Below are 19,545 nucleotides of genomic sequence, written 5' to 3'. Positions count from 1 at the left end.
CTCTTGATACGCGGACGCGGTGGCTAAACGCCGCTCTCGCGTACAAACACGCCCACCACGCGGCGGGCAAATAATTTGAGCAGGCTGACAGGCTTGCCGAATACCACCAGATAACCAGTGCGCTGATCGGCCAGTGGCGGTGAGCCGTCGAGAGAAAAGTCAATCCGGTGCAGCGCTTCCGTAAACTGATCGGGCTGGTCCGGCAAGGTTGCCAGCGGGCCGCCGTAGTGGCGCGACAGCGCGGGATCGGGCAGCTGGCGCGAACCGATCAGGTCGACCTGATCGATGGTGACGGTGATCGGCTGCCAGCGCCCGGGCAGAAACAGGTGTCCGTGCGGGTGCCCGCCGAGGCGCTCGATAAATTGTGCGCGGCCGTAGGCGCGCCCGCGCAGAGATTGGGGATCCACGATCGACAGCACTGGTTCATTCAGGGGCAGGTATTCGCCGATACCGATGCCGCGGCGGCGCCAGTCCACCACCCCGGAAAATTCCGCCGCTACTTGCAGCTGGTTTTTCTGCGATTGCAGCGCGCGCAGTTGCTGGCGCTTGCTGAGCAGGTCCTGCAGGTAGACACCGTCGAGCGCATCCAGCGCCGCGGCAAAGCCATCGCTGTCCTGGCGCTCGTTGAGCAGGGCCAGTTCCAGCTTGTTGCGTTTGATGCGGTAATCCAGTTCGCTGCTGTCGATCAGCAGCAGCGGCGTTCCGGCGGCCACGCGATCGCCGGCTTGTGCCGCAATGGATTCGATTGGACCGCCCTGCGGTGCCACAACCTGCTGCTTGCGCGCATAGTAGGTAGATGCCGGCAGCTCTACCGGCCAGGGCAGGGGCACGAGCAACAGCGTCAGCAGCACCAGGGCCATGGCGATCGGCAGTGGGCGCAGTTGGCCAAAGAGGTCGCGGCGCTTCTTTACCGCTTCGCCGTCGGCAGCCGTGTTTGCTTCCGCATTGGCCTTCTGCCTCTCGCGCAGGTGGCGTTTCAGCAGCCGGTACTCGCGCAATGTCGGCAACAGCAACAACGCAGTGATACAGAAGGCAAACACCAGCACGCCGGCGGCTTTGAACAGCAGCTGGTAGGCCATCCAGCTGATACCCATAAACACGCCGAGACGGTAGGTCACACTGAACAGCGCAAAAGCGATCAGCAACCACTCGCGCCGGTCTCGCGGTGCCCGAATACCCGGATCGCGCAACAGCGCGTGCCAGACAGCGGCGCGCAGCTGCGCCGCCGCGCTCGCGTGCAGGTTTTTTTCGCGCACGATATCGCCGAGCAGGTAGTAGCCGTCGAAGCGCATCAACGGGTTCAGGTTGATCGCGAGCGTGGTGATCAGTGAACCGGTGAACAGGTAAAAGGTTGCCGAGCGCAGCGTGCCGTCTTCCAGTGCGCACCAGGCGAGCGCGGCAACGACACCGATGAGAAATTCGTAAATGACCCCGGCGCTGGAAATATGCAGGCGCGCGCGTCGCGGTAGCCGCCAGCCGTCGGTGATCTCGCTGTACATGATTGGCATCAGTGCGATCAGGCCTATACCGACACAGTTGGCGCGCACTCCGTAAGAGCGCGCCACGCTGGCATGGCCGAGTTCGTGGAACAGGCTGAGGAGGAAGTAGCTACCGACGTAGGCGCCGATACCGGCGGGGCTCCAGCTGGCGCGCAGGTAACTCAGGTAGTCGACCCAGTGCTGGGCCATGGAAATCATCGCCAGTAGCGCCAGTGCCGCGGCGCCGACCCAGAAATAGCGGCGGCCGGTAAGACGCGCCAGTGGCAGCAGCCAGCGTGCCAGGCGGTCCGGGGAAAACAGCGGCTGGCGCCAGAATACCAGCCGCTGTACCGAACGCAGCGGCGCGCGCGGACGTGCGTCGATGCGCTGTTGCAACTGTGCGCCGCTGCTCTGCAGCAGTTCATTGTCGGCGGCAAACTGCACAAACTGCTGCACCTGCTCGGCGCTCACATCGCTGCCGCGCTCGCGGCTGATGGCACTGGCAATGGCCTCGGCGGAGCCCAGCGGCCAGTGCTGCAGAATCAGCAGCTCCAGTGCGCCCAGCTCGATATAGATGGCACGCAGGGGGTCGTACAGCATCCAGCCGGGCGAGTCGCCCGGGCTGTCTTCCGCCCTGTGAAACTGCAAATCCCTGCGCAGTACCGGCCAGCTTTGCACAAATTACTCCAGTTACCTCATGACACACAGGCAGGCGCTGATGGGGCCCTGCCATTTACCTCGCGCCGCAGACAAGCCGGCGGTGGTCAAACTATTAACCCGACTATCAAATATTTCGTCCTGAAATATGCGATAGCCGCCCTTCAAATACTGTCGAAGATGCGTGGATCTCCTTGTCTTTCAAGGGCTTGTGTCCGAGCTATGCTCGGCGGCGGCACATCCATGCGCTGCATTAACCCGGCAATATTCCATTGCCGGGTTAATAATTTCACTGTGTTGATCAGACGCCCAGCCAGCGGCGCATATTGGCCAGTGGCCGGCGCAGCAGAAAATAAATCAGCGGCACACGCGCGCCGTAAAGCCGTGCGTAACCCTTGGTATTGATGCGGATATCGCGCTGGTCCTCCTCGATCTGCGCAATGACCCGATAGCTCGCCGGCAGGTCTTCGCCCTCGGCGGTGAGCAGGCTCTGGTAGCGCACGCGCCCCCTGATCGGTGCCAGCGGGTCCGCCTCCGCATAGAAAATCGCCTGCGCCCTCTCCGGTAGAGGGATCGCATCGGTGGTGGGCAGGTCGACCTGGATCTGGCGCGCATCCGGGCGCACGATTTCCATCACTTTTTCCCCGGCGCGCACGCGGCGGCCGATCCACTCCGACGGCTCGGTAAAAATGGCCACGCCGGATTCCGGCGCTCGCACGCGGGTTTTCTGCAGCAGGTCCTGCTGGTAGTCGAGATCCAGGCGGCGGATGGCGAGATCCGTCTGCGCCTGGGCCAGGCGGTGGCCGGCGCTGGACTCCTGGAAATTGTATTGCCGCGTCATACGCAGGCGCTCACTGTAGAGGGAAATCTCCTGTTTGACCTTGCCGATCTCCGCCTCCACCTCGGCGGATTCGAGCGTAAACAGCAGGTCGCCCTTGTTGATGCGGGTGTTGGGTGCCACGGCGATACTGCGCACCACGCCCTCGGTTTTTGCCGATACGATGCGCGGATCGATAGCCGCCAGCGTCGCCGGCGCGAGCACGCTCTGGCGCACAGGCAGCAGACACACACCGAAAAAAAATAGCGCAAACCAGGTTTTGCGCCGCGCCAGCTGCATATGCCAGGGCCGTCGCGCGGCGCCGCGTCGCGCCAGCAGTGCCTGTTCCATGGCGGCGGCCAGCTCGCGCTGGATTTCCTGCTCGTGCTCGGCGAACGGGGTCGCGCGCACGAACAGCAATCTCCCAAACTGGCCAATCTCTGCCACCAGGCAAAAATATTTCTCCGTTGCGCATTCCACCTGGGTTTTGCCCGCGGCGGGTGCATGGCCGCGCAGCAGGCTGCGAAAGTGGTGTATTTCCGCGCTGGTGTTGTCGACGTCAGCGACATTGGCCGCGGCCAGAGCCCTCAGGTCCGGCTTGCGAAAATACACGCAGCTGTCCACGCGCAGCAGCGCCTGGCAGTCGCAGCAGGCAATACGGGCTATTTCCGCGACACTGCGCGCGCCGCGCAGGCGTTTTTCCAGCGCCAGGAAGGCGTTGAGTTTTTCCAGCAGGCCGGGTGGGGCGCTAGCGCTCACTTTGCGTGACTCCGGCAACGGCCGCCGGCTCTGTGGCGTCAATATCGAACAGGGCTTCGCCGCTCATGCCGCCGATCAGCAGCGCTCCCGGCGCTTCGATAATGCCGATAACGCGCACGGTGCGCGTAACCGGGTCCACCGCCGGCACGATGCGCTGCAACTGTGCCTGGTAAGTACTGCCGGTTTCGTTGATGCGCACGCGAAATTTGCGCCCGGCGCGGAGCTGGCTCAGCCAAGTGGACGGTACTATCGCCTCGACCTCCAGCTTGCGGTTGTCGACCAGTTCGAACAGCGGCATACCGACTTCGGCGCGCTGGTAGGGCTGCACCTCGCGCTTGATGACGAAACCGTCGAACGGTGCGCGCACTTCGCAGTTGCCACTGCGGTGTTTGAGCACTTTGGCCTTGGCGGTGGCATCGGCCAGCTGCGCTTCGCCCTGCAGCAGCTCCAGTTGACTGATATTGCCGCCGATGCGGCGCAGCTCCAGGTTGGAGTCGTGCTGGCGCGCGGTTATCTTGCGCTGGGCCTCCGCGCTGTCCAGTTCGGCGCGCAGTTCGGTGCAGTCGAAACTGGCGAGCAGGTCGCCGCGCTTGAAGTGGTCACCGTCGCGGACTTTGACTGCGGTGATCACGGCGGCAAGATCGCTGGATAGTTTGACCCGGTGGATGGCGCTGAGCTTGGCCGGCGCGCCGCTGCCATCGGCATAGTCGCCCGCGGTCTCAGCGGGTGCCTGTGCACCGGCGAGCAGCGGCACCGCCGCCAGCAGTGCGAGACAAAGGGTGCGGATATTGCCCATGGCGATCACCAGTGTCTGGCTGCTTGCGGATCGTCACTGATAACGCTCTCGCGCTGCTTGACGCCGACGGGGGAATAGCCGCCCTCCGGCAACAGCTCCATGCTGGCCTGCGACGAGCGCAGGTCGGCGACCTGTTGCTCGATCAGCTCCAGCGGCTGGCGATAGTCGATGTAGTACTCGGGGCTGAAGCCGACCGAGTTACCGAGCTTGCCGCTGGCATTGCGCCAGTCGGCGTAGCTGACGTCGCGACGCACGCTGGAAACCAGATCCTGGGTGGCAGCCTTGATGCTCTCCAGCTCGCTGCCCTGGTTGGATTTCCAGCGCGCGCGGGTCTGCTTGGCCATCTGGCCGTCGATGTCGGCGATTTCCTGCGCGTACTGATAGTTGAGCTGCGCGCGGCTCAGGTGGCTTTTGGCCAGGTCGATCTGGGTCAACACCGCGACGGTCAGCGCCGCGCGCCGCACGTCGCCGAGCGCGATATTGTCGCGCGCATAGCCAACCTCATCGCGCCCGGCGATCACCGAATGCAGCAGGTTCCAGGTCAGGCGCAGGCTGCTCTCGCCCCAGTCGTTATAAAGGAGGTAGCTGTTGGAGTCGTAGCGGTAGCCGGTGTGCAGTTCCAGGCCCGGCAGCAGCTGCAGGCACGACTTGCGCAGTTCGTCCACGGCCATGCGCCGGCGGTAGTCCTCCTCGAGCAGTTCCGGGCGGTTGCGCAGGCCATACTGTTCCAGCTGCTGGAGGTCCATGCTGGCGAAGGGGCTGCGGATCGCGGCGCTGTGCCGGGTGTTGGCGACGCGGTAGTCGGTGCCGGGCGGCAGCCCCATCAGCGAAGCCAGTTCGCGCCTGGATTCGTACATGTGGCTCTGCAGCTCTACCAGTTGCTGCAGCTGCTCCAACAATTCGCGCCGGTAGCTGAGACTGGCCTCTGCCTTGCGCAGGCCGCGCTCGGCACTCTGGCGCGAGCTGGACAGGGCGCGCCGGGTCTGCTCGATCAGTGTCGGCAATTGCGCTTCGGCGCGTTGAGCCGCCTGTGCCATCCAGTAGGCGTACTCCACGTCCATGATCACGTTCTGCATCAGCTTGCGCTGGCGCTCCACGGCAATCATCACGCCATCGGCGGACTGTTTGGCGGCAAGGTAATTGATGCCGAAGTCGAGTACGTTCCAGTAGAGGTCGAGCCCGGCGGTGCGATAGGTCTTGTCCAGCGAGGTGGACTGGGCCAGGGACTGGTTGCCGTTGACGTCTTCACTGCTGGCGAAGTGCTGTTTGTTGCGGTGGAAATAGCCGGCGTCGGCAGCGATTTCCGGCAGCATGTCCCAGCGCGACAGCTTCAGCGAGCGGTTGGCGACCACCGCTTCCATCAGCTTCAGGCGATTGTCCATGTTGTAGGCAATAGCGCGGGCGATGGCCTCGTTCAGCGAGATGGGTCCGCTGATGGGCTGCTGCGCGCCAAAGGCGGTCTGCCAGTCGGCGCCGACCCGCTCCTCGATACTGGCCTGATCAACCGGGGTGGGGGTGACACTGCAGGCGCTCAAGATGCCGAGAGAAATTGCAAATGCCGAGACCGGTATAACGTGTCGCATTTATTCTTCAATCCGTTGAGACTATGGAACAAACTCCTTATGCCGGTAAAGGCTAGTACATATTTTTTAGGTGTCAGCGCGAGGGGTTAGGTGCCGACGACATGCACGACAATTTGTATTTTGGCGATATGCGAACGCGCAGGCGTCGGTGCCGGGAACAGAGGCGTGACAGCGGAGAGGGGGCGCTGCGAACTAAGGCAGTGCGGCGCGCGGCCGCGGCGTTTACTGCGGCGCCGGCCCGGTGCTGGCGCGCACGATTAGTTTGTGCGGCAGCATGCGGTTACAGGGCTGCATTTTTTCGCCGTTCAATTGCGGTAACAGCAGCTCCATACAGGCGATACCGATCTCGGTCATCGGTTGGGAAATGGTCGTTAGCGAGGGATAGCAATAATTGGCGTAGGAGATGTTGTCGAATCCCATCACCGAAAAATCGTCCGGGATCCGGTAGCCGAGACTGTGCAGTGTGGACATACAGCTCATCGCCATTTCATCGCTGAAGGCGAAAATCGCGCTGGGGCGGTTTTCCCGCGCGACCAGGTTGCGGGTGGCCTGGGCGGCTTTTTCCAGGCCGTAGTCGCCCACTTCCAGTAGGTCTTTGTCGAATGGAATACCGGCGCGATAGAGCGCGCGCTTGTAGCCGTCGAGCCGGTCGCGGGTGCTGGGTACGGTCATGTTGCCGGCGACAACGCCGATACGGCGATGGCCGAGAGACAGCAGGTAATCCACCGCATCTTCGGCTGCGGCCATATTGTTGATATTGACTTTGGGCAGCCCCTCGAAGGGTACCGTCTCGCAGGCGTTGACGATGGGGGGCAGCTGATCCGCCAGCGGTTGTTCCGGGTCCACGTCGAAAGGCAGCCGCGCGCAGAACAGCAGGATGCCGTCGGCCTGGCGCGAGCGCACCATGGCGGCAAAGGAGCGCTCGCGGCTCTCCAGCTCCTGGGTATCGCCGAGCAGCAGCGAGTAGCCATTCTCCAGCGCGATACTCTCCATGGCGCGGATGACCGGGTAATTGAATGCGCTGATCACGTCGGGGATGATCGCCACCAGGTTGTAGGTCTTGGATTTACGTAGACTGACGCCGAGGCTATTGGGGGTATAACCGGTGCGCTTGATCACTTCGAGCACCTGATTGCGCTTGGCCTCCGCCACCAGTTCCGGATTGCGCAGCACGCGCGACACGGTGGCGGGGGAAACATTCGCCGCCTTGGCGATCTCCTTGATGCCGGTCATGGTTTTCTTCTCATCTCGTTATTATTCGAATTACGGCTACCCATTCCGTCGGAATAGAGTGCTCAAGTCAGATGCGAAGGCCCTGCTGCCGGGGGGAGTTTGCGGGACCGTATGAGGCATGGATGCCGATTACGAGCGTACAGGGACGTATTCACAGCGTGTCCCGCAAACTTCCCCCGGTAGCAGGGCCGCCCCGGCCTCCGTTACTCGGCAGGGACAAAGTGCTTCTCTTATCTGTCCGCCCGGCAGCGGTTATCTCCCGATAATAACGGCTCCCGCGGGGATGTACACCGCGACCTTTTGATGAGAGAGGGGAAAAAAGCCGCCGGCGGGGGGTGTTGGCCCCGGCCGGCGGAGAAGGGAGACCCGGTTACTGAATAATCAGGTTGAAACCGGGCTGAATGAAGATGGTGTCCGGATTGGCAATATTCGCCGTGGTCCAGTTGTTGATGGTGACGGTGCCGTTACCGGTGTAGGAGTAGAAGGCAGCCCCCGGGTGCGGCGAGGAGAAGCGCGAGGTGGTGATGCCATCGAGGCCGGTGCCGTCAATGGCGATATCGTTGAATACGACGCCTTCAAAACCACCGCCGTAACCCACCTGGATGGCGCTGCGCTGGGTGTCGTAGATCGCCACCCGCGATACGGTCACATTGCGGATCGCGTCGTTGGAGGCCTCCAGGTCGATGGCGCCGCGCTCACCGTTGTAGAGGTCGCGGCTGGTGCCGCTGCGAATAATGGTGCTGTCGCTGAACGTTATCCCGGTGTTGTTCTGGAAATGGTAGCCGGGGAACACGGTGTTCATACGGAAGCCGGAGCCGCCCACGGTATCCACGATCAGGTTGTAATCCGCCTGGTGGCCACTGCCGCCGAAGAACGCAATGGCGGCGGCGCGCCAGTTGTCTTCGATGGTGTTGTGGGTGAAGTGATTATTCACCCCGGCCGGTGCGCCGTTCACATTGCTGGTCCACACCGCCAGCGCGTCGTCGCCGTTGTTGCGCAGGCTGCAGTTGCGCACCGTGCTGTTGCTGGTGCCCTGGGCGAAGTTGACGCCGTCGGCCAGGTTGTTGCGGATACGGCTGTGCTCGATCAGCAGATTCTCGGCGTGGATCGCCGGCGTGTGCGCGTAGTCCCCGACCCAGAAACCGGCCTCGAAATGTTCCAGCCACACGCTGTGGATGTAAGAGTCGGTGCCGAAGTTATCCATGAACCCTTTGTAAATCGCGTTCTGGCCGTAGCGCGAGCGCAGGTTGGAGTTCATGTACAGGTTGCTGAAATCCAGCTTGCCATTAATCCGCAGCGAAATACCGCCGGAAGCCGAATTGGGATTGGTGAACTGCAGGTTTGTATACCAGATACCGGCACCGGCCACCGTCAGGTCCTGGATCATATTGTCCGCGCTGCCGACTTGCCACATGTTGCCCAGGTGGAAGGTACCCGGTGGAATATACAGGCTCTGTCCGGTGGCAACGGCCTGGTCTACCGCGTCCTCGAACGCCGCCAGGTCGTCGATACCGTCATCGGCCACGGCGCCGAAGTCGGTGACGGAAACCGAATTGCCGGGACGCGCGATAGGCGCGGGTACCGCTTCAATCTCCAGGAAATCCACCCCGTACTCGATGCTGTCGCCGCCCTTCTGGATGCGGATCACATCGCCGGGCTGCAATGCATTGGCCAGTTTCCAGTGCACCTCGTCGAAACGGAACAGCGGTCGGCCCCCCGCGGGAGTATCGGCGGGCATGTCGCCGGAGAAGTACTGCCAGGCGTAGTAGGAGGTCAGCGGCACTGTCTGCGCAAACTGGCCGTTGACGTAGACATCCAGCGAGCCGTTCAGACCCATACCATCGGCGGAGTCCGGCATGGTAAAGCGCATGGTCACGCCGGCACCGCCCTCGCCATCGCGCACCGTCCACTCGGCGTAGGCGCCGCTGCCGGGCAGGGTGATGTAGCTCTGCGCGCTGGCTTCCGAGGCGATCAGGTCCTGGTCGAAGGTCGGCGCGCTGCGCACCGCGGCACCGCCGCCGGTGCTGGCATCACCGGTATCGTAGCGGTCGTAAAGCACCGCGGCACCGTGACTGCTGTCGGGTTCCGGATGCGGCGCGGGGCCGCTGCCCTCGGCCAATGTCGTACCGCTGACAACATTGCTGAGCGCGGATTCGCCGTACTGGTTCAGCGCGCGCACGGTATAGCTGTAAGTGGTTTCCGCAGCCAGATCGGCATCCTCGAACGCGGTGCCGCTCACGCTGGCGACGCTGGTACCATCGCGGAACACTGCATAACTATTGGCCAGCGGGCTCGCCTGCCAGGACAGGAACACCGAAGACTCGGTGGTGCCGGTAACGGCGAGATTCGCGGGCGTGGCCGGCGGCACCGGATCCGGATAGCCGTAGATCTCCAGCTCCGCCAGCTGTGCGGCGGGCCAGGCAGTGTTACCGGTAATGACCAGCTGCACATAGCGCACGGCGGTTTCGGCGAAGTTGACGGTGACACTGTTGCCCTGGTTTGCATCAAACAGGTAGTCGCCGCTTGCCAGGGAGCTGTAGCTGCTGCCGTCACTGCTACCGCGAATTTCCACCGACTGGGTGCGCGCTTCCCAGGCGCTGTCGTTGGGCAGTTTCATCACTACGCCGCTGACAAAGTGGGTACTGCCAAGATCCACGGTCAGCGACTGTGGAAAACTGTCGCTGGCGCTTTCCCAGTAGGTCGCATCGTTACCGTCCAGGGTATTGGCGGCGGTGAAGGAACCGTTTTCACTGCTCGCGGACGGCGCCTTGCCGGACTGCACCGGCGCCGGCGTGCCGCCGCCGGAGCTTGAGCTGGAACTCGAGCTCGAACTGGAGCTGGAACTAGAACTGGAACTTGAGCTGGAGCTGGAACTGGAGCTGGAACTGGAGCTGGATGAGCTCGAACTCGATCCCGAGCCATCAAAGCCGTTGATGGTGATATGGAAATCCGGCGACTCGTCCTGAATATTCACCGCGTTGTTGAACAGGGTCAGGTTGTTGAATTCCACCTCGCCCACGGCCGGCCCCTGATTCGCTTCCGGCATGGGGTTGGACCAGATGCCGAAACCGGAACGGTTCGGGTACTGCGGATCCACCTGCGCGCCGGAAATGCTCACATTGGTAAACACCGTGTCCTCAAACACATTCTCGTGCTGTCCGTTGACGTAGTTGGTCTGGAACATGATGCCGTGGTACGTCGGGTCGACAATATCCAGGTCGGAAATGCGAATGCCGCGGAAGGTGTCCGAAGCCGAAAACATCCACAGCGCCGGGAACACCTGGTCGCCCCAGAAGTGGCCGCCGGCACGCAGGATGGTAATACCCTCGAAATTGGTGGTGGGTGTGTACTGGAAGCCGGTAAAGGCATAACCGAAATCCAGCGAACTGATGGTGACGCCGCTGTAAGTCAGGGTGTCCTCTACCTGGATATTGCGGAAGGTATTGCCCTGTCCGCCGTAACTGGCGAGGCCGGCGGCGCGCCACGGGGTCATGGCGGTGAGGTTCTCGAACAGGTTGTCCTGCACGATGCCGCCGCCGTTGTCGGTAGCGGCGAACAGCGCAAAGCTGTCATCGCCGGTGCTGCGCGCCTCGCTGTTGTACACGTGGTTGCCGCTGCTGCCGTTGGTGAAGTTGATACCGTCGGCAAAGGTGTTGCGGATGCGTGAGTTCTTGATGGTGCTGTCGTGCACGCTGGCGCCCCAGAACATGCACACCTGGTGTTCCACCCACAAATTGTCCAGCGTCATATTGCTGACGCCGTTGAAGTCGAACACTTTGCCGGGGCCGTCGATACGGCTGACGTAATTGCCGAAGAAAGCGAAGTTGGCAAAGGTCGAACCGTTGGCCGCGCTGTTCACCGCGAAGCCGGCATCGGTGTTGGTCTGACCGCTCGGTGTGTGGAAGCGGGTATACCAGGGGCCGGCGCCGACAATATTCAGCGGCTTGCCGGTGACCTGGAATTTATAGCTGGTCTCGTAATCACCCGGCGGCAGGTACACACCCGCAGCCGAGCTGTTGGCCGCGTCGGTAAGCGCTTGTTGTACCGCCTGTTGGGTGAAGCCGCTGGGTACAACATAGCTGGCCGGGTTGGGGTTGGGAATCGGTGTGGCCAGCTCCAGGCTGATAAAATCGATCGCATACTGGCTGCTGTTCTCCTGGTCTTTCTGCAGGCGAATACTGGTGCCGGCGGGAATCACGCGGTCGAACATCAGCTGTGCTTCGTCGTAAATATGCCGCGGTGTGCCGGCACCGGGGCTGTTCTGCGGCGCGGTTTCATCGCCGTAGAGCCAGGCGTGCTTCGAGGTCAGCGACAGCGCTTTTTCAAACTGGCCGTCGACATACACATTCAGGGTGGCCGAGGTGCCGCCGCCGCCCGCTGCGTCCGGAATCGAGAAGCGCGTGACCAGGGTATTGGTATCCGCGGCGGTGGTGAACTCGACGTAGGCGCCGGTGCTGTTCAGGGTCACCGCGCTGCGGCCGGAGGCCTCGCCGGCCAGGTCGCCGATGTTGCGGTTCGGGGCCAGCACCTGGGCGCCGCCGCCGGTCACGCCGCTCTCCGCCTGGTAAATGGTGTAGGGCATGCTGGCGCCGCGTTGGTTGGGGTCGGGCTCCGATCCCTCCTCCTGCGTGGTGCCGGTGACGGTGTTGCTCGACGGTGATGCACCGAATTCGTTGTGGGCGCGCACACTGTAGTTGTAACTGGTGCTGGGGGTGAGACCGCTATCGGCGAATGAAGTGGCAGTGACATCGGCGATCACACCGCCGTCGCGCAGCACTTCATAACCGTCGGCGAGCGGCGATGCCTGCCAGCTCAGAAACAGCGTGGTGGCGGTACCGCCGGCGATGGTCAGGTTCTGCGGTGCCTGCGGTGGAACCGGATCCGGATAACCGAAAACCTGTACTTCGGAAAGTTGTGCCGCACTCCAGCCGCTGTTGGCGGACACACTCAGGCGGATATAGCGTGTGGCGGTATCGGCAAAGCTTGCGCTGGCGGTATTGCCGCTCGCCGGATCAAAGGTGTAATCCTGTGCGGCGACGATCGGCACAAAATTGCTGCCGTCGCTGCTACCCAGAATGGTCACTGTCTGGATACGGGTTTCCCAGGCCGCGTCGGCGGGCAGTTGCATGGTCACCTGATTGACGAAGTGGGTCGCGCCCAGATCGATGGTGGCCGATTGCGGTAGTGCGCCGCTGCTCTCCCAGTAGGTGGATTGATCGCCATCCACCAGGTTGGCCACCGGCAAATGGCTGAGCGCGGATGTAGCGCTCGCGGTCTTGCCCGCAGCGACGTTGTCGTATTCCGCTGGATTACTGTCACCGGCGGTCGTGGCAGACACCGCACTGCTCTGTGCCGAGTTACCGTTGCCGTTGTAGGCGCGCACGCTGTACGAATAACTGGTGTTCTGGGCCAGGCCGGAATCCGTATAACTGGTAGCACCGGTAGAGCCGATGACACTGCCGTTGCGCAGTATTTCATAGCCATCCGCATCGGCGGCCGCGCTCCAGCTGAGCGATACGGTGCTGACGGTCGACTCGGTCACCGCCAGGTCTTGTGGGGTGCCCGGCAATAGCGGCGCATCGTCGGCGCTGAACTGTAGCCAGTTCACATTGAACAGGCCCTCGCCGCTGCCGTTGAACACCAGGTACAAATCCTGGGTGCCGCTGGCATTGACGCTCGCGGTTTCGGTCGCCCAGTTCTGCCAGCCGCCGGTGTTGCCGACAGCGAGACTGCCCACCAGCTGGCCGCTGACGCTGCCGAGACGGAATTCGATGGTGCCGCCATCGCCGCCGCTGGCGACACGCACGTCGGCGCTACTGACGCCACTGGCAAAATCCACGTTGTCGAAACGCAGCCAGTCACCGGCGCCGATCCAGCCTACATTGCTACCGCCGTCCGTGTCGCTGGTGGCTTCGGTCTGCACACCGCTCATGGCATCAAAACTTTCGGCCTCGATGCGGGAAAACGCATCGCGCGGGCCGCTGCTGTTATCGCCGTAAATTTCAAACTCGGATACCTGCCCGGCGGGCCAGCTGCTGTTGGCACTGAAGGTGAGGCGCAGATAGCGCGCCTGGGTGCTGCCGAAGGCGATATCCACCGTGTTGTCGCTGGCTGGGTCGAAGCTGTAGCTGGCCTCGTTAGCGATGGTGGTGTAACTGCTGCCGTCGCTGCTGCCACTAATTGAGAGGGCCTGGTTACGCGCGCCCCAGGTCGACGGCAGTTTCAGCGCGACGCTGTCGACGGCTTTGACACTGCCCAGGTCGACGGTCAGCGATTGCGGAAAGGCATTGTTGGCGCTCTCCCAGTAAGTATCGCGATTGCCGTCGTTGGCATTGCCGGCGACGTAGACATCTGCGTGCGAGCTCTCGCTGATGCTAGAGCCGAGGGCCAGGTTAGGGGTTGGGTTAGTCTGGGCAATGGCCGTGCCGGCTGCACCGAATAGACAAGTGGCGAGCAGGCCGGCGATCCATTGCGTTTTCATTTTGTGTTGTGAGTGCGGCGCACGCAAACGCCACCGCACCTTATTCTCCGGGGGGAGTTTCATCATCGAATCCTCAGTTTGTTGTTATCTTTGGTACTGCAGTTTCGTGCGCGATAGTGAGTTCGCGCGGGTACCACCGGCACTGAGTGCATGGCCGGACGACAGGTAAATACTGGGGAGTGTCCGCATGGATATCTGCGCGGAGGGAAGACTTTGCAAACAGCCGGGAGGAAAGAATGCCTCCCGGCGCTACAGATTCAGTCGCGGTGCCGGACTTCGGCAATCTTATTCGGACTTGTTGGCGACCAGGCTGATTGCGAGGCCACCACCGGCGGCCAGGTGCGCAGCGATGTGATCATCGGCTTTGACGGTGCGCGTTTCGATGGCGTAACTCTCGGGATTGCTGCGGTAGTCCGCCTTGTCGCCATCGCGATAGAGAGTCGCGGTATAACTCAGGTCCTTGTCGAGAAAATCCAGATTGATGTCCAGGTCGCGCGCTTTTTCGTTAGTGAGGGCGCCGACAAACCAGTCATCGCCACCGCGCTCGCGGCGCGCGATGCTGATGTACTCGCCGATCTCGCCGTCCAGTGCGCGGGTGCTCTCCCAGTCGGTCGGCACGTCCTTGATAAACTGGAAGGCATCGGGATATTTGGCATAATTTTCTGGCAGGTCCGCGGCCATCTGCACCGGTGAGTAGATCACCACATAGAGCGCCAGCTGTTTGGCCAGGGTGGTGTTGACGCGGTTGTTCGGTCTGCTCGGCAGGGTAAGGTCAAAAATGCCGGGAGTGAAATCCATCGGGCCGGACAACAGCCGTGTGAACGGCAGCGTGGCGGTGTGATTCGGTGGATTGCCACCATCTTCCGACCAGGCGTTGTACTCCTGGCCGCGCGCCACCTCGCGGGAAATCATATTCGGGTAGGTGCGGCGCTCGCCGGTATCTTTTACCGTCTCATGGGCCACGACCATCACATGGTGGCGGGCGGCAGTGTCAATCACCTTCTGCTGGTGACGCACGAACGACTGGCCGTGGTGGTAGTTGCCGTTCAGCAGCTGCTCGCCGGTTTCCACATAGCCGGTCTTGACCGCTTTCATGCCGTGCTGCTCCAGGAAATCGTAGGCGCCTTCCAACTGGCGCTCGTAGTTATTCACCGCTGCGCCGGTTTCGTGGTGGCCGATAATATAGACACCCTTGTCGGCGGCGTAGCGGCTCAGTTCGTCGATGTCGTAATCCGGGTAGGGCTTGGTGAAATTGAACTTGTCACCGCCACCGTTCCACCACTCGCCGTCCCAGCCCTGGTTCCAGCCTTCCACCAATACACCGTCGAAGCCGTTGGCGGCGGCGAAGTCGATATATTTTTTGGTGTTGGCGGTGGTGGCACCGTGTTTCGGCCCGCTGTGCCAGGTGCCTTTTTCCAGGTGCAGTTCCCACCAGATGCCGACATATTTACCCGGTTTTACCCAGGACACATCGCCGAGTTTGTTGGGTTCGTTGAGGTTCAGGGTCAGGTAGGAGTTGATCAGGCCAGCGGCGGAGTCGGCCACCTGCAGGCTGCGCCAGGGTGTGACTGCCGGCGTGTGCAACTTGGCGCGCACGTCGGTCTCTTTACTCCAGGGCACCAGCTCGGCCTTGAGATGGCCATTTTGGCCCGCGGCGATATTCATCGTGGAATAGTCGTGCAGCGCGGCTTCGTGCAGGCTGAGGTAGAGGCCGTCACCGGTTTTCATCGTCAGCGGTGTGTGGGCCAGCGGTATCTTGCTGAGCGAGGTGTTGCGGTACAGGTATTCATACTGGTTGCCGGCCTGGGCCGGGGTCCACCAGGCGCTGTAGTCGCCGGCGAGATTGAATTCGGTCAGCTCATCGGTGACGGCGAACTGCTGTAGTTTCGGCTGCTGGGGGAATTCATAGCGAAAGGCGAGGCCGTCGTCGAAGACGCGAAATACCAGGTTGAGCTGACGCCGGTCGCCGCCATCCTCCTGTAGCTGGACTTTAAGCTGCCGGTAGTGGTTGCGAATAAAGTGCTGTTCGCCCCAAGGCTGTTCCCAGATATTATCGAAACTCGACAGCGCGGAGTCGCGCACGAAAAAGCCTTTGTTCAGCGCCGCTGCCTTGTCCAGGGTAAAGCCCAGGTGCGATTCGTGGATCAGTTCACGGCCGCGGCTGCTGGCGCGGTAGGCGGGCTGGCCGTCGCGGGTAAGAAAGAACTCCACGGACAGTTTTCCGGACGGCGAGGCTACCGTCAGGGTGTCGCCGGCGGCGGCGCCGAAAGAGAGAAAAAGGAGAAAGGCTCCGAACAGGGAATGCTTGCGGGGTTTCATGGTCGTCTCATCGCTCGCTGTTATTTACTTTTTTATCGCAGCGGTAATGCTAGGGAGGGGCTGGATGGACTGTCTAGTACGGAAGTGGGGTCAATGGTCTGAAATCGATTTCAGATCTCTGAAAACGATTTCATGTGTTTTGGTAAAGTCTATCTCGCAGGGAGTATTGCGAAGTTTCGTGGTACCTTGGTGATCGTTCAGAGCGGGGGCGGCGCGGGTACCTCTTCCCGGGATACGGGCTAGGCGCCCCCCTTAAATACGTCCCTGTACGCTCGTAATCGGCATCCATGCCTCATACGGTCTCGGAAATAGGCACCCATACCGGCCTGGAAACTTCTGCGCGAGATTTCGTTAGGATTTAGGCAGTTTCTTGTGAATGCGGACAGTTCTTCTGAATAAATTCCGCGTGTCCCGGTAGCTTCTGTACAACCTCGTTAATGGCTTTCAAATAGCGCTCGAAATGCGCGCGAGTCACGGCCGGGTCGAATTTATCGATCAGGGCCGAGTATTTCTGCGGCCGCAGCCCCATTCCCTCGCACACCGAGCGCCAGCTGACAGCGGCGAACAGCGGATCCATGGTTTCCGGCAGTTCGCCTTTTACCGCAAAGTAGTCCAGCGTTTCCTGTAGTGACTGCGGCCGTTCCATCTGCTGCCACCAGCGCCAGAAGGGTGTGTCGTCGCGCCGGGTCAGGCAGTAGTGCATGACGATAAAATCGCGGATCTCCTCGTAATCCATGAGCATGCGGCGGTTGTATTCGCGCACCAGCGCTGCGTCGCAGCGGCGGTCGGGGAAGTTGCGCATAAAGTGCACCATACCGCGCACCACCAGGTGAATCGCAGTGCTCTCCAGCGGTTCGATAAAACCGGAGGCGAGTCCCAGCGACAGGCAGTTCGCCTTCCAGCCCTCGCGGCGCACGCCGGTGCGGAAGGGAATGACATGCGGTTCGGTCAGGTGTTTGCCCTCGACGCCGGCGAGCAGCGTCTGCAGTGCCTCGTCATCGCTGCAAAATTTACTGGCATACACATAGCCGTTACCGGTGCGCCGCTGCAGCGGGATACGCCACATCCAGCCGGCGTCCTTGGCGCCGGCGCGGGTGTAGGGCGGGGTATCAGTACTCTCGGTCTGGATGGTTACCGCGCGGTCGCAGGGCAGGTAGTGTGACCAGTCGCTGTAGTCGGTGCCGAGTGTCTTCTCAATCAGCAGGGCGCGGAAGCCGCTGCAATCGATAAAGAAGTCGCCGTGAATCTGTTCGCCGTTCGCCAGCGTCAGGTTATCGATAAAGCCGTCTTGTCGGCACTGGATATCGGTTACGCGTCCTTCGGTGCGCTTTACCCCGTTGTTTTCCGCGTGGCGGCGCAGATAGTCGGCGACCAGTTTGGCATCCAGGTGGAGTGCGTAGCGTGCTTCGCCGATCGGGCTCTGCTGGGCCTGCTGCGGCAGCATAAACTTTTTCTGGCTGGCCATAACGCTGGCCGGGGAGAAATCCTGCAACTCGTAGCCGTCGCCGAGTTGCCGGCTCTTGAGCCACGACTGGTAGAAAACGGTTTCATCCATGCCGGCGCTGATAGTGCCGAACGGGTGGAAGTAGGACTCGCCCTTTACCCGCCAGTCGGAAAATTCGATGCCGAGCTTGAAGCTGGCCTGGGTCTGCTGGATAAAATCGCGCTCGTCGATATTGAGCGACTGCAGTAATTCCAGAAACGGCGGAATCGTCGATTCGCCCACGCCGATGGTGCCGATCTCTTCGGACTCCACCAGCTCTACCTGCAGCTGCTCGCGGGAAAACTGGCTACCCAGTACGGCGGCGGCGATCCAGCCGGCGCTACCGCCGCCGACGATTACAATTTTCCTGATGGGTTGCATGGAGGTATTCATACGGGCTCCGCGGCGCAATGTTGCGCGATAAAGTCGCTGTGGTGCGGGGATTCGTCTGCGGCGCGATGCAGGCTCGCACGCATCTCGGCAAAGCTGTGAATCAGCTGCTGCTCGTCGAAGTTATCCACGCGTTGGTCGTACTGTTCCGGCAGATAGTCGAAGCCGGTAAAAATCGCCAGCCAGCTGGGCTGGTGAAACATTTCCCAGCGATAGTTGACGATATAGCCGCTGGCCTTGAATAGCTCCAGTTTGTGCGCGAGGGTGTCCGGGATCGACATATCGCGGCAGTAGCGCCAGAAATCGCTGTCGTCCCGCGCGGTAGCCTTGTAGTGCAGGATCAGGAAGTCGCGCACCCGCTCGGTTTCGAGCGCGGTAGTCTGGTTGAACTCCTCCACCACGGCCGGGTGGCAGTCGAAGTTGGTGACGAGGGTCTTGATCTTTTCCAGTGCGGTTTCGACCAATGCGATGCTGGTGCTCTCCAGCGGTTCGAGAAAGCCGGCGGCGAGACCGATGGCGATACAGTTTTTGTGCCAGGCCTGCTTGCGCCGCCCCGGCCGAAAGTGCAACTGGCGCGGGGCGTGTAACAGTTCGCCGTCGATGTTCTGCTCGAGGATCTGTTGCGCGTCACTGTCGGAAATATGGCGGCTGCTGTAAACGTGGCCGTTGCCCTGGCGGTGCTGCAGCGGAATCTGCCACTGCCAGCCGGCACTGCGTGCGATGACGCGGGTATAGGGCGGCGGTGCGCCGGTACCGCGGCTCTGCACGGCCAGCGCGCTGTCGCACAGCAGCCACTGGTTCCAGTCTTCATATTCAATACCGAGTGCCTCGCCGAGCAGCAGGGCGCGGAAGCCGGAGCAGTCGATAAACAGGTCGCCGGCAATTGACTGGCCGCACTCGGTAACCACTGAATCGATAAAACCGCTATCCGGATTCAGCGCTACCCGTTCGATCTTCGCGTCGATGCGTGCCACGCCGTTCTTTTCTGCGAAATCACGCATCAGTGCGGCAAAGCGGGTCGCGTCAAAATGCAGTGCCCAGTCGAAGACCGACAGCGTCGACGGCGGCTTGCGGCTCGGCAGGGTGAACTTGTGGTTCTTGGCCAGGGTCACACCGAGAGAGTAATCGCCCAGGTCCGCCGCGGCGCCCATGCGCCGCAGTTTGAGCCAGAACTGGTGGAAATCGATCCCACGCAGCGACTGGCCGTACAGGCCGAACGGATGGATGAATTTTGATCCGGGCCTGTGCCAGTCGCGGAACTCGATGCCCAGTTTGCAGGTGGCGCCGGTAGCGCGGATTACATCCAGGTCCTGCAGGCCCAGCTGGTGATAGAAATTGCGGATGGTGGGGATGGTGGCCTCACCGACACCGACGGTACCGATCTCTGAGGACTCGATCAGTGTGATCTGGGCCTGCGGGCCGAAGTGCTGTTGCAAGCTGGCCGCACTCATCCAGCCGGCGGTACCGCCGCCGACGATAACGATTCTTTTGCACGCTTGCTTTATTTCTGATTTGTTCATTTTGTTATCATTATTTTTATATCAAATAG

Annotated in this window: 9 protein-coding genes; all 9 read right to left on the bottom strand. The window is 61.6% G+C overall.

The genetic code is table 11. The features are described from left to right. Positions 1-23 precede the first annotated feature (23 nt). The gene (locus ABDK11_RS16975) at positions 24-2,156 is read right to left on the bottom strand and encodes a hypothetical protein (protein WP_346837709.1); all 2,133 of its coding nucleotides are present in this window, start codon (positions 2,154-2,156) and stop codon (positions 24-26) included. A 280-nt stretch (positions 2,157-2,436) separates the two neighbouring features. Beyond that, positions 2,437-3,711: an HlyD family efflux transporter periplasmic adaptor subunit gene (locus ABDK11_RS16970; protein ID WP_346837708.1), complete on the bottom strand. Its 1,275-nt coding sequence runs from the start codon at positions 3,709-3,711 to the stop codon at positions 2,437-2,439. Further along, entirely contained in the window at positions 3,701-4,507 is an 807-nt protein-coding gene (locus ABDK11_RS16965; RefSeq protein ID WP_346837707.1) for an efflux RND transporter periplasmic adaptor subunit, read from the bottom strand. The genes ABDK11_RS16970 and ABDK11_RS16965 overlap by 11 nt, the downstream gene beginning before the upstream one ends. A 5-nt stretch (positions 4,508-4,512) precedes the next feature. Next, positions 4,513-6,090, bottom strand: a complete 1,578-nt coding sequence (locus tag ABDK11_RS16960; RefSeq protein ID WP_346837706.1) for a TolC family protein — start codon at positions 6,088-6,090, stop codon at positions 4,513-4,515. Positions 6,091-6,312: 222 nt separating this feature from the next. Next, the gene (locus tag ABDK11_RS16955; protein ID WP_346837705.1) at positions 6,313-7,323 is read right to left on the bottom strand and encodes a LacI family DNA-binding transcriptional regulator; all 1,011 of its coding nucleotides are present in this window, start codon (positions 7,321-7,323) and stop codon (positions 6,313-6,315) included. Between the two features lie 370 nt (positions 7,324-7,693). Continuing rightward, positions 7,694-13,804: a discoidin domain-containing protein gene (locus ABDK11_RS16950; protein ID WP_346837704.1), complete on the bottom strand. Its 6,111-nt coding sequence runs from the start codon at positions 13,802-13,804 to the stop codon at positions 7,694-7,696. Between the two features lie 285 nt (positions 13,805-14,089). After that, complete coding sequence (locus ABDK11_RS16945) at positions 14,090-16,123, bottom strand: glycoside hydrolase family 97 protein (protein WP_346837703.1); 2,034 nt, start codon at positions 16,121-16,123, stop codon at positions 14,090-14,092. A gap of 358 nt (positions 16,124-16,481) precedes the next feature. Next, positions 16,482-17,999, bottom strand: a complete 1,518-nt coding sequence (locus tag ABDK11_RS16940) for a tryptophan halogenase family protein (RefSeq protein WP_346837702.1) — start codon at positions 17,997-17,999, stop codon at positions 16,482-16,484. Beyond that, complete coding sequence (locus ABDK11_RS16935; protein WP_346837701.1) at positions 17,996-19,516, bottom strand: tryptophan halogenase family protein; 1,521 nt, start codon at positions 19,514-19,516, stop codon at positions 17,996-17,998. Before ABDK11_RS16935 ends, ABDK11_RS16940 begins: the two co-directional genes overlap by 4 nt. Between the last annotated feature and the right edge of the window lie 29 nt (positions 19,517-19,545).

The organism is Microbulbifer sp. SAOS-129_SWC (genome assembly GCF_039696035.1).
In the GTDB taxonomy this organism is placed as follows: Bacteria; Pseudomonadota; Gammaproteobacteria; order Pseudomonadales; family Cellvibrionaceae; genus Microbulbifer.
The sequence above is the reverse complement of the archived record's forward strand: the minus strand, read 5'-3'. Positions and strand labels throughout refer to the sequence as shown.